Genomic DNA, 25,169 nt, shown 5'->3' with positions numbered 1-25,169 from the left:
GTTTAAGGATTAATGACCGCGTAACCTAATCCGTCAACTGCGGTTCCCTCAACCTGAATCCCTTTATCGCTGTAGTTAACAATAATGGCCATACCATTTTCGTAAGTCGTTTTGTATACATCCTCTGCAAGCTGCTGATGGTTAACGATGGCCTGATCCTGAACACCCTTCAGCACTTCGTTTATTTCTGCATAGATGTTAACAACGCTTTCCTTCCAATCTTCATACTGTGAAGCGTACAAATCATCGAATAAGTAAGCATCTTTTAGCAGGCTGTTATCACCATAATTCAGCTTGAAATATACGCCGCTGCCGTATTCCAGAGCTCTCAGAATTGCCGGACGCAGATCACCTGACAAATTCAAAGCCTCACTCGCATACCCAATATAACCATGCAGCGCAATCTGTATAAAAGGTACCTGGTGGTCTGATATAGAGAAGGAGCTGTCTTGATCTGACAAGTTCAAAATATGAGTGACATAAGGAAAGGTGTACGCATTGCCTTTGTCTGTAATAATATCTTCATATTGTTCTTCCGCTTTCGCCATAACATTTGCCGTTATCGCTCTAGAGTCTTGGCGATTCATTTGATCGCGGTTTTTAAAGTTGGAATTTAAGCTTTCTCCCATAGTCGATAAGGATAGGGCGTTAATACCAAGCGAGTTATAATCCTTCGCAAACTTGTTGTAGTATCCCGTGATCTTCTCAGGATTAATTCCCCACACACTGCTCTCATACTCCAGCGTAGCTACATTAAATAGACCTTTGTAGCTTGTTTTCTGAAACAAGGAACGAATGCTATCCTTCTGAGGCTTAAATCCATCAAACGCTTTATTAGAAGAAACGTAGACCATATCTACATTCGGGATCACCCTAGCTCCCATCTTCTCTGCTTTATCCGAAAGTTTACGAAGACCCTTCGCACCGCCGAGTACGGACTCTACCTTCATTTTTGTAGGCGCGGTATAATTCATGCCCCCGTTATACCAGCCGGTGTAACGAAGCTTAATATTTTCGATCCCGCTTTGCGAGAGTTCATCCAGCATCAACCCCGCCTGATCAAAGGACGTAACGGCAACTTGGCTGAGAACAGGAATCCCTAGTTTTCTGACCATCTTATCGACAGCCCCCATCGTATCCAAGTAGAACGGTATATTTTCAGCCGCGCTAACCTTGTTCAAAATTCCTTTATCAATGAGATGCTGTTGATATGCCTTTGCCATTCCCACATAATTCGCATCATCACCCGTAAGGAAGAAGTATTTCATGACGATGTTGCCGCTGTAGGCGTTTTTCTCATAAATAATCCAAGGAGCCTGTTCGAAAGCGTCTTTGGCAATGAAGCTATCTTTGTTTCGGATCGTAAAGTTGGCATAGGCCGTATTCCATGAATGATTGATATTTCCCATGACCCCATTAATTTCCGCTACCGCATCTCCCTCTTCAATAACAGAGAACAATGCAGCTCCATCCTTCTTGATCCCAAACACAGGCGTCCGAAACTCTTGTTTGTAGCTGCCTCTTGGCGATTGGGTTAATGCATGATCAGGACCGTACATTTTACCAGTCGTTAATAACGTGTTCTTGCTGGCATCATTATTAAAGTTGATGAGCGTTCCCGAACCGTCAGGAAGGAATAAGTAGCCCTCCTCACCGGTTTGCCCGGCACCGAAATAATTCAGTACAGAAAGCTTAACAAGGTTGAACCGTGATTCATCGTATTCAATGTCCTTATTATAAAGAGTGACCTTTAGTCCTTGATCCTCAAGCACATAATCAAGACTCATCTTAAAATAAGGAAATACGGAATCATCTCCGTCGTATCCAACCTCCAAGTAGTCCTCTTCTTGCTTCTCGTAGGTGTAGCCTGCGTCTTGAACGTATTTCTCTAACACCCGTTTATCGCGCTCCTTGACGGAGCTTTTCAATATATAAATATCTTCCTTCTCCAAAACAGGATATTTACTAAGAAGCTCTTTCCCCTTACTTCCTTCCACATCCGTACGACCGTAGAGGATATAGTAGGCCAATAGCTTCTTCTTATCTCGATCCGCTTCGATATGGTCAAGCACGTTCCGCTCAAAGGTTGACTTTGTAATTTGACGAGGCAGCAGCATCCGTTGCTCCTCGCGGCCTACGACCATGTCTACTCGCAATCCATTTTCAAGTTTCCCCCAGCTCACTTGGTCCAGCTTCATGGCGTGGGTATAGCTATCCATCTCCAAGTCGCCTTCCTTGCCCTTGATATTGTAGACAAGCTTAACCTGCGACATCAGCTCATTCTTCATCACATCGCTAGCTTTCGCGTCTTCCAAAGCACCTGGAGGGTTCGAATAAAATTTGCTGCCGGAAGCTTTATCTTCAACAACCACTCCTCCCGAGAGATTATCGAAGTACAGCAGCAGTCGATCATTCTCTGCAGCAGCGACCAAGCCGCCATCCTTTACCGTTTTCATCTTCGGCGGGCTCGCTTCTGCTGTTTTTGTTGCTTCAACCGCTTCCGCTGGTATCCCATTTGTCGGCACCCATAGCGTAAGGGCAACCACTAAGACCAATAGCCTAGAGACAATCCCCTTGGCATTCATATAGCTGACCTCCTATCCAACATCTTGTTCTACAAACGAAAGGAAATTTCATTAATGATCGTTGTAAAAAAGGTATTCATATTTTGCAAAATATTAATGAACAGCACGGTAAGAAAAGCAATGAATCCCATTCCCACTATAGATATAGCAGAGGTATATAGATTCTTGAAAGGACTGTAATCATTGGTTACCAATACGCCAATAAATATGAGTCCCAGAGCCCAACCTAACGCTAGCGTTGTAAGGAAGGTAATAAACTGCTGCTCTTCGAGCACCACTACGTTACTAAATATCGTGACCGGAATTGAAATCAATACAATAGGTACGAGCGAGTAAGCAGATGCGATAAAAATATCTTTGAGGCTGCCTTCCCCATCCATCAACGTAGTAAGTCCCCAGTTCGCACAGCACCATAATCCAAAAGGAATGAGAATGCCAAGCAGCGTATCATAAAGCTCAATTGCCCGCCAGTCGGAAGGGTACAAAATATAGCCGCCCGCCAGCTGCTTAAAGATATCTACTGCCATAACAGCTGCAACGATGATGACAGCAGCACGAACACTGCCTCGTTTCTCATGCTTCAAATCCCAGAACCCGTCAAAAGGATGGAGCATCACATGGAAAGAATACAATAGCTCCTCCCACAGCGTTCGCTTACCCTTCTTTTTCCAGCCCGAAGCATTGACCTTCTTGGCATATTTGAAAAATCTGTACAACAGCCATATGATGGCTACTACAGCTATTGGAATGAGAAGAATAAATTTACTTACTAGTTCCTTGCGATATTCCGCAAATGCTTTGAAGTACTGATCCCAATCGTTTGCCAACTTGTAATTGTGCATAGCTTCCTTGTATTCTTCTTTGCGCATATTCGACTGCGCAACGCCGGAATACGCCATCTCAAACGTTGGATTCATCTTCAAAACCTTTTGCCATGCCGCGATCGATTCATCGTAATGGCGATTCTTTCTGTGATGGATCGCCGCTGCGATGTTATCGCCATATTCCGTTCGTTTGAAGATGGACAGCTTGCTTGAATCCTTGTCTAGCACGAGCAAATTATCGTTTTGGTAAGCGAGTGCAGAAGCACTTTGGAATACCCCATTCTGACTGCCGTAACCTCCAAATACATAAAGCAAATTACCATTATCATCATAGGTAAATATTTTATTTTGCGAAGAATCGAGCGTACTGTATGACCCGTCCTCTGCCAAAGCGACATCGATAAAGCGCGATACTTTATCCGTTGTTTGAATATCCCCTGCTGGAGGGAATGCTCCATTTCGTTTCAAAACATCGATACCTGTATTATTGAGTCGTTTAATCGGTGCATACTTGCTTGATTTATCTCTGTTCACGAGCGCGCTATATTGGTTTCTTGCATGAATCGCGCTGCTAGTGACATAGGCAAAACCCAGCTCATCGATCGTAATATTGTTATACTCCGTCGGTACGCTTTTGGCCGTCCGACTCTTTTGTGCATCGGTTGTTACCAGCTTCCAGAATAAATCCGACACTTTGGGCACGACCTTCTCAGCCCCTACAAAACCTTCAAATCCACCATCGGCATTCAACGAAATAACACCCATGTTCGTACTCTTCGAAATAACATAGACGAGACCCGAAGGGTCTACGCCAAGCGCGGACGGCTCGTAGATAAAGCCGGCTGGGAACACATCCGAGTCCGGAGCGTTCAATATCTTCTCTAAGCTTCCATCCTGATGAAGCACTACAATTCTAGCGTTTTTGGAGTCAGCAACGTATAGCAGCCCTTCCTCCGAGACGAATATGCCCATCGGAGTATTGAACTGATCCTTCGTCACGCCATCCTCATGGACAAATTCCTTGATTTCGCGCTTCATCCGATATTGTTCATCCAAAATCAGTATCCGGTTTGATCCAGTATCCGATATGTAAACTGAGTTATTATCGTCTACAAATAAATCCAACGGTTGATTCAACCCCGCATTCTCAATTCCCATATCCTTGGCGCTTAGCACCTGGTCAGGCACATAGGCGTCAGGAGAAACGAGATACTCCCCATCATAATCATAAAAATAGGTTTTATATGGAACCATGGCGGAAGCTGATTCAATTCCATTGCTGCACAACAATAATAGTGCGGCAAAAAACAAGATCCACTCTTTTCTAACCACCGCATTCTTCCCCTTCCATGCCTATTCTTTCATGCCTGATGCAGACATGGTCTCTATTATCTTCGACTGTGAAATGATAAATACGATGATAGGCACAATCATCATTAGCACCGCCGCAGCCGATCCCGTACCTGTACGGGCAATACCGCCAGCAAGAATTTGGGACAAAGCGTAATTCAACGTTTTTAGTTCTTCGCTTTGAATAAAGTGGTTCGCCCCAATTCCCCATAGACCTTGCATTGAAAAAATGATGAGAGTCAGCCAAGCAGGCTTGACCATCGGCATGACGATTGACCAGAAAATCTTCCATTCGCTGGACCCATCAATACGAGCCGACTCCAAGATCGCATCTGGAATCATCTGATCCATAAATTGTTTCATTAAATAGAGTCCGAGCGAGGATGCAAAGGCCGGAATAATAATCGCCTTGTACGAATCAATCCATCCTAAGGAAGAGATGATGATAAAGTTCGGTATTTGAGTTACAACACCACTAAACATAAGCGAGAGCACAACCGTGCTGAACATAATTCCTTTACCTGGAAACTTATGCTTGGATAGAACATAGGCACAGAGGGAAGCGATTACTACGTGGCCTGCCGTACCGACTGCCGTTATAAATACGGTATTAAATATATACCTGCTGAAAGGCACCCACGAGTCGCTCATTACTGCCATTAAATCTCTGAAGTTCTCTAATGTAGGGTTGTTAACTAAAAACCGAGGAGGAAAAAACCAAATTTCCTCCAGTGGTTTGATCGAGTTGGAAATCGCATAGACCAAAGGCAGCATCATAAAAATGCCAAACAATAGTAAGAACAAGTAAATACCGAAATCCGCAAAAATAGAACGTTTAATGCCGCTCTTACTTCTATGAAGCTTGATTTGAATCAACTCATTCACCTACCTTTGCCAGAAGCATTTGAACAATCTTATTCGCCCCTATCATGATGATAAACAATATGGTAGCTATAGCAGAGGCATAGCCCATCTCATAACGAATTGCACCATAATCCTCTAAATGGTTAACGACCGTATGCACTGCATAGCTGTTACTCGGCATGCCACACAATGCGGTGACAATCGCACCGACGCCGAAAGCTCCGGTAATACTCATGACTGCGCCGAACATAAGCTGCGGCTTCATCGACGGCAAGGTTACATACCATAGTTCCTGCCAACGATTTCTAACTCCATCCATAGCTGCTGCCTCATACAGCGTTCTGTCAATTCCCTGCAATCCGGCGATAAATGATAGGAAGCTGGTACCAACGCTGGTCCATAATGCAACGATAACCACGAGCGTCATCATATATTTCGGATTCTCGAACCAGAGAATTGGTGTAGAAATGATGTTATAGCGCATCAGAATAGCGTTCGCGTATCCATAAGCATCCTTGTTAAAGAAGATGCCCCATACTAAATAGATGTTTCCCGATATGGACGGCGCGTAAAAGATCAAGGTTAAGACCGTTCTCAGTGACTTTGGCAGCTCATTAATAAGCCATGCGAACACTAGGCACATGATATAGCCGATAGGTCCTACCATGACAGCGAGCAGGAACGTATTACCGATTGCCTTTATGAAAATATCGTCACCTAGAAACAGCCTTATATAATTATCCATGCCAACAAATATAGGCGCTTCCAACAGGTTAAAAGAGAAAAAACCTAAAAATAAAGAAATAATAACGGGTAGAGCTGTAAAGGCAAAAAACAAAATCATATACGGAGCAGCAAAAAGGTAGGAGACCTTGTTCTTTTTAATCGATTTCCAGAACTCCTCTAATTTTCGCCCGATATTGCTGCCTTGCCTCTTGGGATCAACAGTTCCTGTTATCACCAAATCTCTATTCATGAATGGGGTCCTCCTGAATCAGTAAAGTCGCAAGGCATGATCATTCCAACTTGAACTCCCGCCTCTTTCGCGTTATTTCAGTATTCGTTTCTTTCACATAATCCAGAAGCGACTCAGGATCCCCATTGTTATAAGCCGTCGCGGCGGCGAATCCAATACTCCGGGTCACATAATAACCTCCTGGCACCTCCGGTGTACCTGTAGAATAAGACCACTGCGTCATCAAATTGTCATACTCGTTTTTTGTCCAAGGCATGTTAACAAGGGCTTCCATGTTTGCTGTCGCTTGTTTGGCTGCCTTTCCGAGAATAGCTTCCATTTCCATTCCGAATCTGGACTGCGTCTCGGCACTTGTCCACCACTCCATAAAGCGCCATGCGTCATCCTTATTCTCAACACCCTTAAGCATCATGATCGCTGTACCCGTAGAAGGTGTCGCACGATTTAATCGTCCATCTTCCATGACCGTCCCTGGAAGCGGAGCAAACTCCCACAACCCTTTTATTTCAGGAGCAAACGCGATCAACTGGTTATAGGTCGTATAATCCGCGATGCCTATTGGCATTTCCCCTGTACGAAAACGGTTGCTGAAATCGTAATCCCTTGGAAACTTGTAGGTAGTAAACAATTCCGTCTGCTTCTGGAAAGCATCGATCGTCAAATCATCTTCGAGTGTTGAACGGCTTCGCTCCTTGTTGTAAAGCTCCCCGTTTTTTTGATACAAAAAGATTTGCAATCCCGTAATATCCGCAGGAAAACCGATTTGCATATTTTGTTTCTGAATTTCTGGGATCAACTTATAAAATTCATCCCATGTCTCAGGAGCCTTCAGCCCCATATCAAACAAAATATCTTTGCGGTAAAACATCATAGGGAATGATTGTGTTTCTGGCAAAGCGTATACTTTACTGTCTAACTCAAAAGGCACTAATGCACTAGGATGGAATCTAGAGACAATCTCATCATAGTTCGGCATCCCTTCAATGTTCTCTACCGCATTTCGGAGTGCATATTGGATCGGGTCAGCTGCAAGATTGCCCATCGCTACATCGGGGCCGGTTCCTGCCAGAACTGACGGCAAAAGCGTACCTTCCGGTACTAGCTTAAGCTTCACGTTAATGCCCGATTCCGGTGTAAACGTATCGTTTATCATCTCCCTGATGATTTGCGATTGATCTCGCCCGGACGTCAGCCATACTTCCAGCGTCTCTCCATTCGCATCCTCTTCTGAATTCAATGCGTTGTAATCCACAAAGAAGGACATCGTGAATGACTTCATTTCGAAAGCTAGCTTTTTGAAGAATGAGGCTTCTGCTTTCGGAAGCTTCGTGGATACAGGCATAACACTAAAGTAATCCATCGTTAACGGCTGTTCGCTCACCGTCAAAATCCAAGTTCCAAGAGCGCCTACATTTTCCTTAAACGGTGTAAATGTTTTGGCAATATTGGCCTCTGGATCTTTAACCATTTGCTCCAGCTGAAAGGCTACTTTGTCGAGCAGCACCATATTCTCGCCTTTTTGCCCGACCAGCAGCTCCATATCAGCGGATACCTGCCTAAGTATTGCGGCATGTTCCTTCATAACCTCTATCGCTTCAGGAATTAATTTCTTAAAGCCGTAATCACGATATAAATCCGGCTCAGCGCCGGTTATCATAAGAATTTGCCGGTATACGGCATTCAGTTGAAATAAACTGTCATCCACCCTGTTAAGCACATTTGCCAAATCTCCAAGGGTGACCTCCATCGTCAGTTCATGTTCGCCCGGTTCAAGGTAAAAAGAAAACGCCTCTTTGCCATCCCCTAACGCTTGTACCTGCCAATTGTTCCCAAACTTGAATTTCACAGCTTTGGCTTCTTCAAAGGGGACAACGCCATCGAGCAAAATTTTACGGTTAACATACATGCCGGCTAATTTATTTTGCTTAAACCTTGTCGCTATCTTGTATAAACCAGCTTCCTCCACCGTGAATCGGTAGCTAATCCATTGACCAGGCATCTTCCATTTGTCGCCGCCAATACTGTTTAAGCGAAGCTTGGATGGATCCTGCGGTTCGGTAATCGATGATGATCGATCTGATACGGGATATAAGGTATTGTCGGACTTTTCATAGCTATTTTGCGATTGAACCTTAATGGTCTTCGCATCTGCCTCCTTATAGCCTTGCGCTTCATAACCTGCTTTTACCTCTTCGTACGTTGGGAGTTTCTCCGCTTTATAAATACGAACCGTATTTAAAACCACCGATTCCCTCACCGATTCGAATCCAATGGTATGCTGACCTTTTTCTAAATAAAACATTAATGGATCATTATAATAACCAAGTAAATCATGTAAAAGCACCGTTCTCCATCTAGGCGCTTCCGTTTGCTTCGGTCTAATGTCATTTCCTTTACGGTCCTGACTTATTTCATTCATGTCCTTCCAAACACGGGATAAATTTATGTATTTTGCTTCGTTATACGGAACTTCGCCATCAATTGATATCATTCTTTCAATAGAATTGCCTTTTCCATCTATGGGATAGTAAAGCACTTCGATATTATACATACCGCTTTCTGGGACGTTAATTTCCCATTCGATCTTTCCGCTTTCGCCGGTTAGAACGGATTTGCCTTCCATCCCTTCAAAATCATCAAAGGTTTCCAAATCCCCCTCGACCTTCGTATACGAATCTGCCTTGATCGTAATTTCTGCACTGCCGGCATCCTTATCACCATGCTGTTCAAGGTATGTGCGGTAACTTTGCAGCTTCATTAAACCACTGTCGTTGCTCGCCAATGCTGCGTGCGGCCAGATCACTGCCAACAAACAAAACCCTATGGCTGCCACTAAAAACTTCGCTATTTTACTGTTCATAAGCGTTCAACTCGCACCGTCATATTTGTATCCTCCATATGGACAGAGATTCATTGTCTTCAGTGAAATAAAAGGCTCGCAGCTGTTTCTTTTTCAACAAAAAAAGACGGAAAAGGGGCTGTCATGCTAGTCGAAATAATCATTTGTCTAACAGCCCCTTATCCATTATGAGAAAGCTACTATTCTGCCTTTTTCTCTTCTTCAGGCTTTGGTTCAGGCTCTACGAATTCACCTTTCAGTCTAAGCGCAAGCTCTTCCAGACCAACATTTACAGCATCCTCAATTTCAGCCACCTTCGATGCAGGCTCTAGGTTCTGATCGTAGAAACCAACATCCGGGATCAATGCTAATCCGCTGTGTACGTTGCCTTGCATTTGCTGACCGATGAATGCAAGGTCAGAAACACCGTAGTTTTTCAGCTCCAAAAGCGTTTCAAGTGATTGCTCATCACGCAATTGCGTTAAAGCAACCTCATCTGTCCAAATCTTCTCTTCGCCTTGAGACTTCCAAGCTAACGCTTCCAAAATCAATCCTGTTTTATCAAGCTCTTTATTCGTAACCGGTACAGCGATTGATGGTGCATCATGGCTTACCCAAGTACGATAATTATCAGTATTGTTGCCCATCGGCAATGGGATAAAGCCGAAGTCACTTTCCATTTCATAAATTGGATCGATAACGCCTCTACCTCTAGAGTAAGCAAGGAACAACGACTTGCCTTCAGTGAAAGCCTTTACATAAGCGTCCATATCCTCGCCATCGTTTTTAGGGAAGAACGTATCTCCTTTTTTCGCCAGCTTTTTGATCATTTCAAGCGTCTCGTATGCTTTCGGCGTATTCACGGCATACGACATTTTGCCATCAGCAGCTGTTTCGATAATTTTATTGCCGGATGCTAGATATAGCGCGACAGAGATATCCCAGTCATGTCCTGTTGCAAGTCCATAACGGTCATTGCTGTCCATTACACCGTCACCATTTAAATCTCTTTTTGCCGCTTGCTCCATTTCGAGCATTTTTTCGAACGTCCATTGTTTGTTTTTAACTAACTCATATGGATCTTCGAGACCTAGCTCTTCAATAATGCTTTTATTGAATGCTAGAACCCATACTTCGTCACCTTGGTTAGCGAAAGGAGCCGCAGTTCCAAAAGTTCTATTGTCATAAGTAAGCAATGAGGACGTGTTGAATTCCGTCCAGTAAGCGGCTTTCATGTTAAGGTTAGGAATCGTATTCATGTCTACAATACGCTTGCCGTTAATATGTCTTCCCAGTTCCCAAGTAGGAGCAACGATGACATCAGCATATTTGTCGCCTGCTAATACCGCAGCGCCAAACTCTTCTTCCGAGTGTTTTCTCAGCTCGATTTTCACGTTATACGTTTCTTCAACCCACTTGATGCGATCAATAATAGCGTTGGCGTGATCAGAGCTTCCTTCTGCTGGAAACCATCTGTTTGCATTGTTATCAGCTACGATAAACTTATAGCCGCCTAGATCTTGTACAGGAGGGGCTCCATTATCTGCTGGAGCTTCTGGGCTCGGCGATGTTGTGTTTCCTGTGTTTTCTGACTTGTTTGTAGGCTCGGTAGTTTCTTTGTTTGTTCCTCCGCCATTATTACTTGAGCATGCACTCGCGATGATGGAAATAATGAGGACACATACTGCCAGCAAATACAATCTTTTTTGTTTCATTTTTTCTGCCCCTTTCAAATCTTATATTTGTCATGCGTGTCTAGCCAGCAATGAAGCTAGACCCGCTCTAACACAAAGGAATGAAAAACCGATTAAAAGAGATGCTGCTTCTTTTCTTCTACGAGCTTATAAATAAGTTCACCGAGTAAACTATTGGCCCATGCAAACCACGGTCGTGTGAATTCGTTAGGATTATCTACATTGAAGCCCTCATGCATAAAACCGGTTCCGCCATCGGATGTAATGATCATTCTAAGCAGTTCTTGTATTTCTGCATCGTTGTCTGAAGTTAATGCCTGCATGACCAGGCTGATATGCCATATATAATTCGGAGGTGTATGCGGACTGCCAATTCCTCTAGCAGCTGTACCTGAGTAATAGTAGGGATTTTGTTCACTCAAAATAAATCTTCTCGTATTTTGATAGATAGGATCTTCCTTGGCGGTATAACCAAGATAAGGAATCGACAATAAGCTAGGAACATTCGCGTCATCCATCAAGTTGTAATTTCCAAGTCCATCTGTTTCATAGGCGTATATTTCCCCGAATGTTTCGTGCTTGTATATACCGTAGGCTTTTATGCCCGCATCGATCTCGCCGCCTAGTTTTCTGGCAGCCAGTTCAAGCGCTTCATCCTTGTATATGTTCTGGGCGATCTCTTCTACGTACCGCAGAACAACGACAGCAAACATGTTGGCTGGAATTAAATAATGGTATTTGCAGGAGTCATCACTAGGCCTGAAGCCCGACCACGTCATGCCTGTAAACGCCGTCGGACTGCCTTGTCCCTCATAGCTTAACGTATCTGATTCTGGACAATTAAATCTTTGGAAGCTATAGCTTGATTGCTCCGTATGCTTCTGTTCCAACGTCCAGAGCTCGATGATTTTATTAACTGCTTTTTTAAAGGAGTCATCAAACATTTCCGTTCTTTGTGTTGCCTTCCAGTACAGATATGCCAGCTGGATCGGGTAACAAAGGGAGTCGATCTCATACTTCCTTTCCCATACCCACGGATTGCCTTCTGTTACATCTCCAGTGTGTCCGCTGCTATCCGGCGCTTTATTGAATGCGTTTGCATAAGGATCAACTTGGATATAATTCATTTGCCTTTTGATAAGACCTTCTATCATGTTCTGATAGTGGTTATCGGAAACCGCCAGCGGAATGTAATGCCGCACTTGAGCCGATGAATCCCGCAGCCACATGGCTGGTATATCACCTGTAAATACAAAAGTAGTTCCATCCTCAATCCATTCCGTTGTCGTCTCCAGCGTATTGTAAAAACAGTTTCTATAAAACTTAGCTATTTCAGGCCACTCTTCCAGAGAGGAAATCAATGCGTCGCTCTTCTTTTTATCCGTAATAGACAGATTCATTCGGAAACTTTCCCTCCTAAGTAGTGATGCTTCATCAACTCTATAGCGAATCGTGATAAGCGCTTACAAATAGTATATTATAAACAATATGTTAACATGTCAATATACCAACTAGAAATTACCTTAATTTTTTAGAAAAAAATAACACAAAAAAAGCTGAAATCGCATTGAAACGAAATAAAAAAAGAGGGAGCAGCGCCTAAGGCGCAATTCCCTCTTACGTATTATTTTAATATAACCGTGCTGTAAGCCGGCAGTGTGAGTTTACCATTAGCAAGCTTAGTATCAATGCCGAACGCGTGAACAATCTCCTTAAACTGCCCAAAGGTTTTGGATGACAGAAGGTCAGTTGTTTGCGGCTCACTGGATAGATTGTGTATAACAAGTACCCTCTCGTCAGTGAGCGCTCGAACATATGCACTTAACTTCTGATTAGCAGGCTCTAGCTTAAACTCAGCAATTCCTCCGTCACGCAGTGCAGGCAGCTCGTTCCGCCACTTGATCAGTTCGCGGTAATGATTCAACATCGACTGCTCATCTGCCAGCTGTGACTCAACAGAAATCTCATCTGCCTTATCATTATGGCGCGATTTCTCCCATGTGGTTTGCCCTTCGCCTCCATTTGCAGCGCTATACCAGAGCATAGGCTCACGAATATACTCATCCGGCTTAGCTCCCTTCATGCCAAGCTCTTCACCATAATAAAGGTAAGGTGTGCCCGGAAGCGTAAGCAGCATAGCGGCAGCCATCTTGGCGTGGTCGACATTTCCATTTAAGACCGTCATTACACGATTTTGATCATGATTGCTAAGGAATGGCGCGTCAACAAACGTGCCGCCGGAGGACTTCTCATAGACACCGTATGCGCGTCCTAGGGAAAAAGCTAGGTCTGCATCTTTCTCTGTATCCGCAGCGCTAAGCAAGTGACCGGCTAGATCAAAGTGGAACGCGGAGTTTAGTGCCTGATCAAAGTAAGGCGCAATGACTGTGAGTGAATCCCATACCTCGCCAACCAAATAAGCATCAGGCTTCACCTTGTTCATGCCAGCGCGAAACTCCTGCCACCACAACTTATTTTTCGCTTGAATCTCTGGCGTATTGGCTGTTGAAGCGAAATCTCCATAAATGTGCTTGGCCGCATCAAGGCGGAAGCCATCGAGCCCTTGTTCCAGCCAATACTGCCCGATCTTAATCATTTCCTCGCGAACCTTTGGCTCCTCGAAATTCAAATCCGGCATACCTTCCCAGAAAATACCTAAGTATTTAAGGCTGCCATAACTGTGCCATGGATCACCACCAACCGCGCCATCTGCTCTGACAGGCTCATCAGACTTAGAGAAGCTGTACCAGCTGCGGTATGGGCTGTTCTCATCTTTCAGCGCCTCCTTAAACCAAGGATGCTCCTTACTCGAATGATTAACTACGAGATCCATAATGACTTTAATATCACGTTTGTGCGCTTCTTGAAGCAGATTCTTGAGATCCTCCAGCGTACCGTACTCTGGATTAATCGCATAATAATCGGTTGTATCATAGCCATGGTAGCTAGGGGAGGCATTAATAGGCATAAGCCATATTCCTCCAATACCAAGCTCCTCTAAATAATCAAGCTTAGCGGTGACACCATTCAAATCCCCGATTCCATCACCATTCGTATCGTAGAAGGAACGGACGAATATTTCATAGTACACCTCGCCCGGCTGTTCATCTACCGTATAGGACGCAGCGGCGGTCTCTGTGTCAGCACCTTGCTCCTCTTCTCCCGCGGTAGGTGAAACCACAGCATTCTCGTTATTTGCCCCTTCATCTGAAGAACAAGCGGCGAACATGACAAGTATAAGCGAGTATAACAGAATCACTCCTGCAAAGCGCAAACGTTTGTGTATCATTCTATTATCCTTTCGAAGCGCCAGACATTAGTCCTTGCACAAGGAAACGCTGCAAGAAGACGAACAACAGCGTAATCGGAATGGAGATCAACACAGCGCCGGCAGCGAACAACGTAAAGTTACTGTTCTGATAATTGCTGACCAAATCCCACATACCGACAGCCAGCGTCCAGTTGTCTTTGCTGCGAAGCACCAATCTTGCAAAGATGAAGTCTACCCACGAGCCCGCGAAGGTAGTCAGCGCCACATAGGTCAACATCGGACGCGACAATGGGAGCATAATTTTCACAAACACCTGCATATGAGAGGCTCCGTCGATTCGAGCCGCCTCATCCAAACTCCGTGGAATCGTATCGTAAAAGCCTTTAACAACAAAACCGCCAAGCACTGCCCCCGCAGAATATACAATAATAAGAGCTGCGTGTGTATCAAGCAGGTTAAGCTGTAGCAAAAAGATAAAGATAGCGATCATGCTCATAAATCCAGGGAACATACCGAGTACAAGCATAATGGTTAATGTCGTTTGACGACCGCGGAAGCGGAAGCGCGATAATGCATACATGCTAAGCGTGACGAGAATGGTCGAGAAGATCATCGTCAACGTTGCAATTTTCAACGTGTTCAGGTACCAAATGCCATATCGAAAGCTCTGATTCGTAAACAGTTCCTTATAATGAGCGATCGTGAACTTATCCGGTATAAGACTATCGCTAAATAAAGCAGTCCCCGGGCGGAGCGAAGATAGCAGCACCCAAAGAGCAGGATAGATAGCACACACAGCAATCACGATTAGAACGATATAGCTGAGCGTTAGACGCACCATATTAGAGGTTTTTTGGCCCATTTTCATTGAATCATATCCTCCTCTTTAAATGACCGTGAACGGCGATAGTTATAAATAGAGAACGACGCTACGATCAAGAAAATGATGATGCCGATTGCCGATGCCATATTGAATTGACTGTTGTTAAGCGTCAGCTTATAAAGCCAAGTTACAAGCAAGTCCGTGCTGCCTGCATATTGGTAATCACCTTTAACCGGATCACCGTTCGTAAGCAGGTAAATAACGTTAAAGTTATTCATGTTGCCTGCGAACTGTGTAATAAGTATTGGCGCAGTCGAGAATAAAACAAACGGCATCGTAATAATACGGAATTTCTGAATGCCTGTTGCTCCGTCAACATCAGCCGCTTCGTACAGATCCTTAGGGATAGCTGTCAATACGCCTAGAATGAGTACCATCGATACGGGAATACCAATCCACATATTAACGATAATAACGGTAACCTTTGCCCAAAAAGGATCTGTCAGCCAAGGCAGCTTGCCCATGCCGAAATACTTTAAATATTGATTAATTGGACCAAACTGACCATTAAATAAGTTTCTCATAACGAGCAAGGAGATAAGTTGTGGAATGGCATAAGGAATGATGAACAATGTCCGCCATAGCTTCTTAAAGCGAATGCCCTTCTGCTCAATCAGCAGCGCTACAAACAAGCCACCGAAATAAGTCGTTACCGTTGCCGTAATTGCCCATATAATTGTCCAAGTAAATACGCCTACAAATGTGTGGCTCCATGTTTTCAACGTCAGCAGGTTGGCGAACGTTTGGAAACCTACCCAGTCAACCAGCTTAGCTGGCGGAATATGATCAGGCGACGCATAGTTAGTGAAAGCAAGCATGACCATGAAGATAATCGGCATGATCGTTAGAAACAATACGCCGAGCGCCGGCAGTGTCAGCAACAAGTGCGGAAAATTGCGATCCGTCACATGAGCTAATGTTTTCCGGAAGCTTGCAGGCACTACCCCTGCATCTCTTTGCTTGCCGTTCAGATAAGCATCGCGGATATTCATAACATAGATAAAGACAAAAAGCAGAAATAAAATGATTGTAATTAATCCGCCAATTAATAGAAAGATCGAATGATCTCCTTCTACTCGAACACTGATTTTGCCAATTTTCTCAAGACCTTGCGTCTTCTCTCCGAGCGTTACAACTCCCCAAATCGCTCTTCCTAAATTCGGTATAAAATACATGAGTGCTGCTGCTTCAACCACCAACATAATGAAGCCTTTAATAAATTGGCGGTTATACAATTGGCCAAGACCCATTACGAGTAACGACAATATAGCCGCGGTGCTGCGATGACGATTCATACCGCCTGGCTCCCTTCCTCTCATCTAAAAAAACATCAAGCTTATTCCAGCTTGGCATGTAATGACTTACAAACGTCGGTTCACCCGCCGAAGCCATTCGGCGGGTGACTCCAATTAAACGATATTATTTCGCTGCCGCTGCGCCATTGTTAGCATCTTTGATTTGTTGCACGGCATTGTCGAGTGCTTCTTTTGCATCCTTGCCCGAGTTCCATACGTCAGAGAACGCTGCTCCGATCGGAGTCCATACGTTACCCATCTCAGGGATCGAAGGCATTGGCGTTGATTGGTTGAATTGCTCTAGGAAACCTTTAACAATTTCATTTCCTTGCACAGTAGGGTCAGCCGCTGCATCATTATTCGCAGGGATAGCGCCTGTCAGTTCGAAGTTTTGCAGCTGCGCTTCTTTTGTTGATGCGTAGTACGAGAATAAACGTGCTGCATTCGGGTATTTCGAGAATGAGTTAACATACCAAGCTTTAATACCAGAGAAGGAAGAAGCCGGTTGACCGTTAATGCTTGGCAATGGAGCTACGCCGAAATCAATTCCTGCGTTTCTGTAATCGCCAATTGCCCATGGCCCGTTAATATCCATTGCCAGTGTGCCGCCAATGAACAAACCTTTTTTAATATCGTAGTTGATATCGCCGGAATTGAGTGGCAAGATGCTGTCTTTCAATGAACCGTAGTATTTCAAACCAGCGATTGCGCCTTCCGTGTTGAGACCGATATCATCTTTGTTTTGACCGTTCTCACCGTACACATAACCGCCAGTTGAGATAAACGGATAGCTGAAGTAGAAGTTACCCACATCCCACATTAGACCGTATTTATTGTTTTTCGTGTCGTTGAACGTTTTGGAGAAAGCAACTACCTCATCGAACGTTTTTGGAATTTCAGTGATAAGTGCTTTGTTATAAAACAGTGCGTAGGTTTCTACTGAACGCGGGTATCCGTAAAGTACCCCGTCATAGGAAACTGCATTTACTGCAAGCTCAGCATTTGCACTTCTCGATTGCTCTTCATAGTAATCGTTTGGCAAAATCAAACCAGCTGTAACTGCTTTACCAAGGTTATCATGCGGGAATAGTACAACATCTGCGCCGAGACCAGCAGGGCCGTCTGTCATCAGCTTATTCACTTGATCGCCTGCACCGATTTCCTCAAATTTAATCTCTATGCCGTATTTGGCAGTAAATTCCTTCGCAATTGCTTCAACGAATGGACGCTCCTCTTTACTTTCCCAAACAAGCAGTGTTGCGCCTTCTTCCGGAACAATCTCTTCTGATGCCTCTTCATTGTTGTTGGCTGGTGCATTATTCGTTGGTGCATTCGTTGCATTAGCAGGTTTTTCTGTGTTCGCTTCTTTATTTCCCCCACCACATGCGGAAACAATAAACAAAGCTGTGATTAATGACATTACAAACCACTTTTTCATGCTAGGTAATCCCCCTTCATAATGTGTTTCATGCCTTTTTTTGAATTACCGACATCCTAACAATTACTCATGCGCCTTCTGTTGGAAAGCTGCCTTTGCACAATGGCTATAACCAAGATTTTGAGTTGTTTATTCACGTTATGTGTCTATAGGCTTGGTTATGCGCAAACGTTTGTACAAATTACATTAAAAAATGCTTTGCGAGCGGAAATACTGCCTTTTCGCACCTTTTAATCTAATGAGATTGTTGTGAAAGCGTTCTATTCGTGGATTCATCATACAACAGAGCTTATAGTTTGTTAAAACGTTTGCACAGTTCAATTTCCCGATCAAATATTAGGTTATCTTCTATTTCCGTCATTTATCTCTTTCTGTTTCAGTTTTTCAATATTTGTGAAACGCTTACTTTAGATATATATTTACATTTAGGCAACAGTTGCATTAGGATGAAGCATATAAAGCAAGCACGTTTGCGCGGGTGGAGGTTCAACATAATATGATAACCATTAAAGATATTGCAAAAGCTGCGGGAGTCTCTCCTTCCACGGTATCCAGGGTCGTCTCTAATCACCCTAGAATTAGTAAGGCTACCTCGCTGAAGGTTAAACGGTATATGGAAGAAATGGGCTACCATCCAAATGTAATGGCCAAAAGTTTAGTCTCCAAAACAACCCAGACGTTAGCCATTATGCTGCCTCGACCAGCTGAAGAGCTGTTTCAGGACTTCTTCTTTGGCGAATTACTTCGCGGGATACTGACGCAATCCACACGAGCGGGATATGATATGCTGCTTACAGCAGCTACCTCGCCGAGTGATGAAACAGAAACGGTATCCAGGCTTGTGTTCGGACGCAGGGTTGACGGCGTAATTCTATTATCTTCACGGGTAAATGACCCCTTAATCGATCTATTAAACAAGCAAAAATTTCCTACTGTATTAATAGGTCGGACTGAGGATAGGCCAAACATTTTGTCCGTCGACAATAACAACGAGCTTGCAGCTTATGATGCTACTCAGCATTTAATCGTCCAAGGTCATGAGAGAATCGGCTTCGTTAGCGGCCCGCCTTCACTGACGGTTGCACATGACCGGATGCAAGGCTACCGCAGAGCTATGTCTGAGGCAGGCTTGCCCGTAAGATCCGAGTGGATCGTTGAAGGCGAGTTTCTTCAACAAAGCGGCTATCGTGCAATGTCATTCATGATGAGCCTGCCCGAGAGACCAAGCGGCTTAGTCGTTATTGACGATGTCGTCGGATTCGGCGTATTGCGCGGCTTAACTGAGCTTGGCTATAAAGTGCCGGATGACCTCAGTATCGTAAGCTTTAACAACATCGCGTTATCGGAGCTTGCCACACCGCCAATCAGCTCTATTGATATCGGAACCTATCAGCTCGGATATACTGCCTCACAAATGCTGATTCGTCTCATTCAAGAAGAAAGTGTGCACCAGAACAGAATGATTATTCCGCACAGGTTGATCGTACGCGAATCATCTATTCAAACCGTATCCAAAAGGAGTTGACAGCGTGTCAAATAAAAAGCCATTTTTAGTAGATGCTATCATCGGGAATTCCAAGTTTCTCGCATCACTTGGCCGCACAGGCAAAATGTATCGCCTGTGGTGGCCCAATATCGATCTGCCACAGCATGTAGACGCTATCCGCACAGGTATTCAATGGGAAAATCGTTCCGTTTCATGGTTTGATGAAGAAGCCGACGGCTTCTTTCATGAGGCGGAGTACATCCCAAAAACGAACATTTTACGAGTAAACGCTCACTCCACGCAGCAGCCTGTCCAAGTAAACAGCTTACATTTCGCTGTACCTGGACAGGATATTATCGTTCGAGAATATACTTTCACGAATAATAGCGATCAAGCTGTATCCTTCTCCTTTATCGTTCATTCTTCTTTCCTGGTAAGTGAGAATAAGCTATATAATACAACGATGTTTAATGCCGCTGAAGACTCCTTGGTTCATTTTCGCCATAAGTATTATTTTGCGCTTTCGAGTGCAAACGTATGCACTGGTTACCAATCAGGACTCGCTTGGGATATGGTTCAACAAGGCAAGCTAAATGGCAACAATATCGATATGCGACCAGACGGTGCTTTAAACTGGCGTATCGATCAGCTTGCAGCTGGTGAATCCGTGACGATTCCCGTCTATCTGACGGCAGGTCATGATGAAGAAAGCGTACTGCAACAAATGCGGACTGCAAAAAGCAAATCAAGCGCTGAATGGGTCGCAGAAACGACTGCTTATTGGCATCACTTTTTGGAAGCTGCAGCGCCATGCCCTATTCATGATGCTGAAATATCAGATCTATACGACCGCTCTTTGCTTATGTTTAAGCTTATGTCGGATGAGGAAACCGGAAGTATTATTGCAGCTCCCGAATTCGATGAAAATTTCTCACGCTGCGGCGGTTATTCATTCTGTTGGGGCCGGGATGCCGCATTCATTACGACCGCGCTTGATAAAGCAGGTCTCGGCTCGCTCTCTGACAGCTTCTACGCTTGGACGCTAACCGCACAATCACCCGATGGCTCATGGCAGCAGCGCCATTATCATGATGGCAGCCTAGCTCCATCATGGGGCCTGCAAATTGATGAAGGCTCGTCCATTCTGTGGGGAATGTGGCAGCATTATTTGGAGAACAAAAACATCGAGTTTGCGAAGCAGGTATGGCCTGCTGTCGAGAAAGGCGCATCCTTCTTGATGAGCTTCATCAACGCAGAAACCGGTTTGCCTAAACCGAGCATTGATCTATGGGAAGAGCGTGAAGCGTCGCATACGTACTCCTCTGCCGCTGTCTACGGCGGTTTGACAGCGGCTGCGAGCTTTGCGGATCTAGCTGGCAAGCAAGAGCTTGCAGCTGAATGGACAGCTGCTGCTGAGCGTATTTCAATAGCCATACAAGAGTTATGCTGGAATGAAGAAGGCGGTAGATTTTACCGCGGCGTTGATCTTACTGTGCATGCAGGCAAATATGAGCAAGCAGTCACTTCGGGCGCGACTGGTTATGTAACCGAAAGCAATAAAGGCTACAAAAAGCACGTCCTCAATCACGATGACATTATTGATATCAGCTTGCTCGGCATCGCCGTTCCGTTTGGCGCTGTAGCGGCTGATCACGAACACATGCGTCTCACTGCCGATGCTGTTGAAGCTGCATTGACCGTACCAGGCGTTGGCGGTATTAAGCGTTATGAGGATGACAACTATATCGGAGGGAATCCTTGGATTCTAACTACGTTATGGCTCGCACACTACCGTATCCAAACGGGCTGCATAGATGAAGCGAAGCAATTACTGAAGTGGGCTATGGATCACCGTACTGAGACAGGCCTCCTGCCTGAGCAAGTAGACAAAAATACCGGTGAAACCGCTTGGGTTGTTCCGCTAACCTGGTCGCATGCCATGTTTATATTAACGATCTTCATGCTCGCGGAAGCAGAGAACAAGTAAGCTGAAGCCTGCTGAGTACAACGAATAAATCTCATGATCAAAATCAAAAAAAAACCGACGGCAGATTTGAACCGTCGGTTTGTTTTGATTTGCACTCATGACCGCTTCAATTTTCTCAGTAGTTATTTAACTGCTTTGATGGACATGTTTCATTTCTCGCAAATTGGTGTATATCTATTGACGGACCTCTTTTAGTTTGTAATAATTATAAACAAGGAGTTAGTCTAAATTTTAAAAAAGTATGAATACCCAGCATTTACGTATTCAAAGACTGCAAATAGCGCAAACTACCATCAGAAAGGATGATTAATATGACAACACCAACAACTGTACAACAACACTTAAACCGCCAAATAGCCAACTGGAGCGTGCTTTACATTAAGCTTCACAATTATCATTGGTATGTGAAGGGCTCACAGTTTTTCACTTTGCATGAAAAGTTCCAAGAGTTTTATGAAGAAGCAGCTCTTCATGTTGATGAAATTGCAGAGCGTCTGCTTGCTGTGAAAGGAACGCCTATCGCCACAATGCAAGACTATTTGAAAACCTCAAGTATTGAAGAAGCTTCGAATAAAGAGGATGCTACGCAGATGGTTGAGCAGTTGATTAAAGATTTCACAACGATTAACGGTGAATTGAAAGAAGGTATGGAAGCAGCACAGAAGGCAGACGACGAAACGACGGCCGACATGCTTCTTGCTATTCATACGACACTTGAGAAGCATGTATGGATGCTCACCGCTTTTAATGGAAAATAATATGAAGAAGGAGCCACGACAGTTTAAACGCTGCTGAGGCTCCTTTACTTAGCCGCTCATCCTCGATCCATACGATTTTCATCAACTACTCACTCTCCCATGAGTAAATTGTTACATAAAAAGACAGTTCTTCCAAGTAGGGAAGAACTGTCTTTGCTTATACCTATTAACGAATATTCACTAAACGAGCTTAATGCTGCAATGACCTACGGACTTGTCAGCCCATAATGCTTGCAGCTGATCACCATCATGCAGAGCAGCTACACCAGCCGGCGTTCCAGTATAAATAATGTCTCCGGCTCCAAGGCCGTAATGCTCGCCAACGTATTGAATCAACTGCGATACGCTAAACATCATATCACTTGTTTTGCCGCGCTGCGCCTCTTCACCATTTCGCATGAGCACGAATTCGCTCTCTGTGAATGCCGCTGCGCCCGGATATGGCAGCCATTCACCGAGAGGTGCCGAGTTTTTAAATCCTTTAGCTGCAAGCCAAGGCTGGCCCTTTGCCTTCAGCTTCGACTGCACGTCGCGCAGTGTTAAATCGAGACCAAGCGCCATACCATCAATACATTGCTCTGGATCGATGCCCGGATCATAGGTACGACCGATGCGAAGCACGATTTCCAGTTCAAAATGCACCTCGCCCACATTCCCTGGAAGCTTTACAATATTTCCGGACATTGGAACGATGGCGTGAGACGGCTTCGTAAACACGAGCGGCTCCTCAGGCACCTCATTGCCAAGCTCCAAGGCGTGAAGTCTATAGTTTCGACCGATACAATAAATATTACGAATCTCATTGCTGCTCATGAATATTGCCGCCTTTCTATACATCTATTTCAATGGGGTCTAGTTATTTCTGAGCTGCGATTTGCTCTGCCAATTCGTTTAACTCTGCCCAGCGGTCCATCAGCTTCTCCAGCTTCTCTTCCAGCTGCTGCTGCTCTGCTGCCAGCTCCAGCAGTCGTGAAGAATCACTGCTTGCTGCTTCCATCTGTAAAGCAATATCACTAATTTCAGCTTCCGCAGCTGCAATCCAGCCATCTATTTGTTCAAAGTCCTTCTGATCCTTGTAGGACATTTTGAGTGGACTCGCTTTGCTTGGCGCTTTCGTCGTTGCTGCCGCGGTGCTCTTCTGAGCGGCTGCGATCGGTTTGGCAGCTGTTTCAGATGCTGATGCCGTTGCTGCTATGCCATACTTCTCGACATACTCCTGATAATCCGAGTAGTTGCCAGTATGATGCGTAATTACGCCGTTGCCCTCGAATGCAACAATTTTGTCTACTGTACGATCTAGGAAATAACGATCATGAGAGACGACGAACACGACACCCGGGAATTCATCGAGATAATCCTCAAGCACTGTAAGCGTGGAAATATCCAAATCATTCGTCGGCTCATCCAGCAGCAGCACATTTGGTGCGTTCATTAACACACGCAAAAGCTGCAAGCGACGCTTCTCACCGCCGGACAGCTTCGAAATAGGCGTCCACTGCATCGTAGGCGAGAATAGGAAACGCTCCAGCATTTGACCCGCCGATATCGTCGAGCCGTCTGCCGTCTTCACCTGCTCGGCTCCCTCGCGAATATATTCGATTACACGCAGCGATTGATCCATTTCCTCATGCTCTTGTGAGAACCAGCCCAGCTTAACGGTAGCACCGAGCTCAACTGTCCCTTCATCAGGCGTTAGTTGTCCCGTGATAAGCTTGAGCAGCGTGGACTTCCCGCTTCCGTTGCGTCCTACAATACCTACCCGATCCCCGGGAACCCCAATATAGCTAAAATCACGAATGAGCGTCCGGTCGCCGAAACCTTTCGTTACCTCTTCGATTTCAATGATTTTACGTCCCAGTCTAGTGGATGCAACCGATACTTCCATCTTCCCGCTCGCTTGCTTCGGAGCATCCTCCTTCAATGCTTCGAAGCGATCGATACGCGCCTTTTGCTTCGTCGATCTCGCCTTTGCACCGCGTCTAATCCAAGCGAGTTCATTGCGAAGCAGGTTCTTACGCTTCGCTTCTGTTGAAGCTTCTCTCTCCTCACGTTCCAGCTTCAGCTCAAGGAACCGGCTATAATTCGCTTGGTAGAAGTGTGCTTGACCTTTATCCAGCTCGATTACACGGTTACTCACACGGTCAAGGAAATAGCGATCATGCGTAATCATGAGCAGTGCGCCTCTGCGTTTTTGCAGCATGCCTTCAAGCCAAGCGACTGAATCATTATCAATATGGTTCGTAGGCTCATCCAGAATGAGCACATCAGAAGGAAGCAGAAGCGCAGCAGCCATAGCGACACGTTTGCGCTGACCACCCGACAGCGTCTCTACCTTCGCCTCAAAATCACTAATACCGAGCTTAGACAACGCCATCTTCGCATCGCTCTCAAGTGTCCACGCATCATACTCATCCATGAGCTGATTCGCCTGAATCAGCTTCTCCTGCATCGCTTCATTGTTAGGATTGAGCTCAATCGCTTCCATCGCAGCGGCAAAAGCTTGAACCGCTCTTAGCTGCGGTGAATCTCCGCCAAGGACGTGCTCCAGCGTCGTTTCGTTCTCGGCAAACACTGGGTCCTGTGCCAGCATCCTTACCGTTACTCGGTTGCCAATCGATACCGTACCTGAGTCGGCCTGTTCCAAACCGGCAATGACCTTAAGAAAGGTCGATTTACCCGTGCCGTTTACACCAATGATGCCGACTTTATCGCCATCCTCGATGCCGAACGTGACATCATCGAACAAAACCTTCTCGCCATAGCTTTTCGTTATATGTTCTACAGATAATAAATGCATAAGTTAAACCTACTTTTTTTGGAATAGTATTGCTGCAATTGCAGCCACTCGTATCATACCATAAAAAACCTGCATCTTCACTTTAAGGAAAATAACAAAAAGGACCAACCCCTATCTTCATC

Annotated in this window: 16 protein-coding genes; 3 read left to right on the top strand and 13 right to left on the bottom strand. The window is 44.9% G+C overall.

The window, feature by feature from the left end:
• Positions 1 to 2: 2 nt before the first annotated feature.
• From AC0YN6_RS16795 to AC0YN6_RS16745, 11 genes are all read right to left on the bottom strand, one after another.
• On the bottom strand, positions 3 to 2,585 hold the full coding sequence (locus AC0YN6_RS16795) for a DUF5696 domain-containing protein (RefSeq protein WP_475748205.1): 2,583 nt from the start codon (positions 2,583 to 2,585) through the stop codon (positions 3 to 5).
• Between the two features lie 29 nt (positions 2,586 to 2,614).
• Positions 2,615 to 4,741, bottom strand: coding sequence for a YIP1 family protein (locus AC0YN6_RS16790; protein WP_475748204.1), 2,127 nt, complete (start codon positions 4,739 to 4,741; stop codon positions 2,615 to 2,617).
• Positions 4,742 to 4,762: 21 nt separating this feature from the next.
• Positions 4,763 to 5,626 carry a carbohydrate ABC transporter permease gene (locus AC0YN6_RS16785; protein ID WP_475748323.1) on the bottom strand — a complete coding sequence of 288 codons (864 nt, stop codon included), beginning with the start codon at positions 5,624 to 5,626 and terminating at the stop codon, positions 4,763 to 4,765.
• A gap of 10 nt (positions 5,627 to 5,636) precedes the next feature.
• Complete coding sequence (locus AC0YN6_RS16780; RefSeq protein ID WP_475748203.1) at positions 5,637 to 6,599, bottom strand: carbohydrate ABC transporter permease; 963 nt, start codon at positions 6,597 to 6,599, stop codon at positions 5,637 to 5,639.
• Positions 6,600 to 6,639: 40 nt separating this feature from the next.
• Positions 6,640 to 9,459 carry an extracellular solute-binding protein gene (locus AC0YN6_RS16775; protein WP_475748202.1) on the bottom strand — a complete coding sequence of 940 codons (2,820 nt, stop codon included), beginning with the start codon at positions 9,457 to 9,459 and terminating at the stop codon, positions 6,640 to 6,642.
• 179 nt (positions 9,460 to 9,638) lie between these two features.
• A complete protein-coding gene (locus AC0YN6_RS16770) occupies positions 9,639 to 11,153 on the bottom strand; it encodes an ABC transporter substrate-binding protein (protein WP_475748201.1) in 1,515 nt (504 codons plus the stop codon).
• Positions 11,154 to 11,245: 92 nt separating this feature from the next.
• Positions 11,246 to 12,532 (bottom strand): glycoside hydrolase family 125 protein, encoded by a 1,287-nt coding sequence (locus AC0YN6_RS16765; protein ID WP_475748200.1) that lies wholly within the window; start codon positions 12,530 to 12,532, stop codon positions 11,246 to 11,248.
• A 224-nt stretch (positions 12,533 to 12,756) separates the two neighbouring features.
• Positions 12,757 to 14,421, bottom strand: a complete 1,665-nt coding sequence (locus tag AC0YN6_RS16760; protein WP_475748199.1) for an alpha-amylase family glycosyl hydrolase — start codon at positions 14,419 to 14,421, stop codon at positions 12,757 to 12,759.
• 4 nt (positions 14,422 to 14,425) lie between these two features.
• A complete protein-coding gene (locus AC0YN6_RS16755) occupies positions 14,426 to 15,271 on the bottom strand; it encodes a sugar ABC transporter permease (protein WP_475748198.1) in 846 nt (281 codons plus the stop codon).
• The gene (locus tag AC0YN6_RS16750) at positions 15,268 to 16,581 is read right to left on the bottom strand and encodes a carbohydrate ABC transporter permease (RefSeq protein WP_475748197.1); all 1,314 of its coding nucleotides are present in this window, start codon (positions 16,579 to 16,581) and stop codon (positions 15,268 to 15,270) included. Before AC0YN6_RS16750 ends, AC0YN6_RS16755 begins: the two co-directional genes overlap by 4 nt.
• A 124-nt stretch (positions 16,582 to 16,705) precedes the next feature.
• Positions 16,706 to 18,019, bottom strand: coding sequence for a sugar ABC transporter substrate-binding protein (locus AC0YN6_RS16745; protein WP_475748196.1), 1,314 nt, complete (start codon positions 18,017 to 18,019; stop codon positions 16,706 to 16,708).
• 496 nt (positions 18,020 to 18,515) lie between these two features.
• Here AC0YN6_RS16745 and AC0YN6_RS16740 point away from each other — a divergent pair, with 496 nt between their 5' ends.
• The 3 genes from AC0YN6_RS16740 to AC0YN6_RS16730 all read left to right on the top strand — a co-directional run bounded on the left by AC0YN6_RS16740 (position 18,516) and on the right by AC0YN6_RS16730 (position 22,250).
• Positions 18,516 to 19,544, top strand: a complete 1,029-nt coding sequence (locus tag AC0YN6_RS16740) for a LacI family DNA-binding transcriptional regulator (protein WP_475748195.1) — start codon at positions 18,516 to 18,518, stop codon at positions 19,542 to 19,544.
• 4 nt (positions 19,545 to 19,548) lie between these two features.
• Positions 19,549 to 21,492, top strand: coding sequence for a glycoside hydrolase family 15 protein (locus AC0YN6_RS16735; protein WP_475748194.1), 1,944 nt, complete (start codon positions 19,549 to 19,551; stop codon positions 21,490 to 21,492).
• A 311-nt stretch (positions 21,493 to 21,803) separates the two neighbouring features.
• Complete coding sequence (locus tag AC0YN6_RS16730) at positions 21,804 to 22,250, top strand: Dps family protein (RefSeq protein ID WP_475748193.1); 447 nt, start codon at positions 21,804 to 21,806, stop codon at positions 22,248 to 22,250.
• Between the two features lie 180 nt (positions 22,251 to 22,430).
• Here the strand turns inward: AC0YN6_RS16730 and AC0YN6_RS16725 are convergent, their stop codons facing one another.
• Positions 22,431 to 23,063, bottom strand: a complete 633-nt coding sequence (locus tag AC0YN6_RS16725) for a fumarylacetoacetate hydrolase family protein (protein WP_475748192.1) — start codon at positions 23,061 to 23,063, stop codon at positions 22,431 to 22,433.
• 43 nt (positions 23,064 to 23,106) lie between these two features.
• Entirely contained in the window at positions 23,107 to 25,047 is a 1,941-nt protein-coding gene (locus AC0YN6_RS16720; protein ID WP_475748191.1) for an ABC-F family ATP-binding cassette domain-containing protein, read from the bottom strand.
• Positions 25,048 to 25,169 lie beyond the last annotated feature (122 nt).

Source organism: Paenibacillus sp. J22P15 (assembly GCF_056269345.1).
Note: the sequence above shows the minus strand (reverse complement) of the source record. Positions and strands in the feature narration are given on the sequence as shown.